The organism is Gordonia sp. NPDC003950 (assembly GCF_053605205.1).
Map to the genome: position 1 here is coordinate 1 of NZ_JBSGIT010000058.1, position 2438 is coordinate 2438.

The 2438-nt window shown below is 65.1% G+C and carries 2 protein-coding genes; one reads left to right on the top strand and one right to left on the bottom strand.

Features of this window, described 5'->3' with window-relative positions:
• Positions 1-752 precede the first annotated feature (752 nt).
• A complete protein-coding gene (locus ACWETB_RS23790; protein ID WP_449741866.1) occupies positions 753-1403 on the top strand; it encodes a GAP family protein in 651 nt (216 codons plus the stop codon).
• A gap of 26 nt (positions 1404-1429) precedes the next feature.
• Here ACWETB_RS23790 and ACWETB_RS23795 read toward each other — a convergent pair whose 3' ends face one another.
• Positions 1430-2356 (bottom strand): TIGR00341 family protein, encoded by a 927-nt coding sequence (locus ACWETB_RS23795; RefSeq protein WP_452214058.1) that lies wholly within the window; start codon positions 2354-2356, stop codon positions 1430-1432.
• Positions 2357-2438 lie beyond the last annotated feature (82 nt).

A 2438-nucleotide genomic window follows, 5' to 3' on the forward strand; every position in this document is an offset into this window, starting at 1 on the left:
AGCACACTGGCGTGGTGATCGGCGAGGTTGCGGATCACCACGATGGCGTGCAGCGCACTCTTTGCGTCCTCGTGGGTGAGGCCGCCGGTGGTGAAATCGAGTACCGACAACAAGTCGATGGTGATGTCAAGTTCCCCCGATGTCATGTACACCACAGTACGCCTCGTTGGCGGTCGGCGCAAGGGTCAGTTTCGTGAATCCTGTTGCTGTGCATAACGTTTGGTCTGTGGATAACTTGTTGTCGGCGATGTTTTCTTGTCGGTGGGGTGTGGTATGGGGCGTCGCTTTCTCGGGAGATGCTGTGGCGGTGTCGGTTCCAGTGTCATGTTGCGAGGTCTCGACACGGACTCCGTTTCGACGGAGCTCAACGCGGCGGCTATCGCTCCGGGTCGGCTCGACCGGGCTCGACCGGCGGGATGAGGTCGGCTCGATCGGCGGGAAGGGGCTGTCTTGGCCGTAATCTCAGCGCTGTCAACGGAATACAGGGCGCTGTCAGTGCGGCGGAGAGCGCTGTCAGCGGAATGCAGAGCGCCGTCAGTGAGGACTAGAGCGCTGTCAGTGAGTAGGCGAGCGCTGTCAATGGATCCAGTGGGCTGTCAGTGCGCCGCGATTCCGCGGCGCACTGGCGTCGTCTGGTCAGACGATGCTCGGTGGCTCGCACCTGCCCGTCATTTCGGTCTTCGTGGTTTCGGTGTTGCCGAAAGCCGCCATATGGTTGACCCTGTCCCGAGAGTGACCGAGGAGTGGTGTGCATGGGCGAGGTGATCGGCAGTGTGCTGCCGTTGGCAGTGGCGGTCGCTGTGTCGCCGGTGCCGATCATCGGGGTGATCCTCATGCTGCTCGGTCGGCACGCGCGCACCACGAGTATCGGGTTTGCCTTCGGCTGGGTGGTGGGCATCGTTGCGGCGACGAGCGTGTTCGTCGTCGTCGGGGAGGTCGCCCGGGCCGGCGCCACCGCCATTGCGTGGATCCAGGTGGTCCTCGGTGTCGCACTGTTCGGCGAGGGTGTGCGTCAGTGGTTGCGCCGCAGGACATCCGAAGGGGTTCCGGCGTGGCTGTCGGCCGTGGACGGAATGCGACCGCCGTCGGCGGCCGCACTGGGATTGGGCCTCGCAGCGGTGAATCCGAAGAATCTGCTGTTGTGCATTGCCGCCGGTGTTCTCGTAGGTGGGGCGGAAGTGCCGGCCGGGTCCACCGCTGCGGCGATTGCGATCTTCGCCGCGATCGCATCCTCGTCGGTGGTGATCCCGGTGATCGCGTATCAGATCTTCACCGAATCCATCAGCGGCCTCCTGCGCCACGTCGAGAAGTGGCTGGAGAACAACGCCGCAGCGGTCCTGGCGACGCTGATCCTGATCATCGGCGTGGTTCTGATCGGCAATGGCATCGCCGAACTCGCCTGAGGCGAAGGCTGACTCGGCGATCCGGCTCAGCCGGATTCCCGACTCCCGGTGGTATGGACGACGACGACCTCCGGGCTCCACGGGACCAGGTCCTCGACGGTGGACTTCAACGATCCGATCGGTGGGAGATCTTGCGGGGCAAGCACATTGATGGTGACGGTATGTCCGCTCCAACCGACGCTGGTCACATCCGCCGACGTGACGCCACCGGCGTCCAACCAGTCCTCGGTGGCCGTCGCCACCTGCTTGGCCCACAGCGACGTCAGCGAGTTGACCACCATCGGTACCGCAACGACCACAAAGGCGACCAACAGCACGATGTAGGCGCGCGCACGGCGATGTACCGCGCCCGCCGCAACGGCCGCTTCCCGTCCGACTCCGGCGAGGGTGAACACCAGCACGCTGGTGATGACCATCGCCACCACGTTGGAGGCGAACAGGATGAACGCGCCCAGCGCCAACGAGGGCGCACCGGACCCGAGGCAGACGCCGACCACGCCGAGTGGCGGCACCAGGCTGATCGCGATCGCCACCCCGGGCAGCACGTCGCCGACATCGCGCCGGGTGATGGCCACGGCACCGACGAGCCCGGTGGCCAGGGCGGCCAGGAGATCTGCCAGCGTCGGTGATGTCCGGCCGGTGACCTGCGAGTTGGTCAACACGTTGATGGGATTGGGCAACAGTTGGGCGAACACCGCGCCGAGGATGACCACCAGGACGACGCCGGCGAGGACATATCCGACACTCGACAGGACCAGCCGCCCACGGGCGGTGACGATGCCCAGACCGATCCCGAGGATCGGCGTCGACAACGGTGCGACGATCATCGCTCCGATCACGGTCGCGGTGCTGTCGCCGATCACGCCGGACACCGCGATGATTCCCGAGAGCGTCAACATGATCCAGAACGCCGACTGTTTGGCCGGGCGGTCGCCGGAAGTCAGACATCCCATGCGGTATCTCTGTCAAGCGGCAGCGGTTTGGGTCGTTGGGGGCCAGGCAGTTTCCTCGTCGTAGACAGTCGCGTGGGCCAAG